This is a genomic window from Metabacillus rhizolycopersici (genome assembly GCF_020075705.1).
Genome location: NZ_JAIQUM010000295.1, coordinates 1 through 383, shown reverse-complemented (window position 1 = coordinate 383; position 383 = coordinate 1). Strand labels below are relative to the sequence as shown.

Below are 383 nucleotides of genomic sequence, written 5' to 3'. Positions count from 1 at the left end.
TTCCCATAGCGTAAGCTAGTAAGATCCCTGAAAGATGATCAGGTTGATAGGTCAGAGGTGGAAGCGCGGTGACGTGTGGAGCTGACTGATACTAATCGATCGAGGACTTAACCAAAAACGAAAAGCGAAAGAAGCCCGTTTAAATACGGAGGAAATTGGAGCAATCGAGAAGAAGTCGTACTTTGACTTCGCACGAGATTGTGAAATTTCCGGAGTATTTGGCTTCTGTAGCTGGACAGAGTAAAAAGCGTAAACTTCAGTGAATTGAATTGTGAATCGTTATCTAGTTTTGAAGGAATATACCTTCAATTTAATAAATTATCTGGTAATGATGGCGAAGAGGCCACACCCGTTCCCATGCCGAACACGGAAGTTAAGCTCTT

Annotated in this window: 2 rRNA genes; both read left to right on the top strand. The window is 42.6% G+C overall.

What is annotated here, in order from left to right:
* Positions 1 to 115: ribosomal RNA gene (locus K9V48_RS28715) — 23S ribosomal RNA — on the top strand; the annotation flags it as partial.
* Positions 116 to 321: 206 nt separating this feature from the next.
* Positions 322 to 383, top strand: a 5S ribosomal RNA gene (gene rrf / locus K9V48_RS28710); the annotation flags it as partial.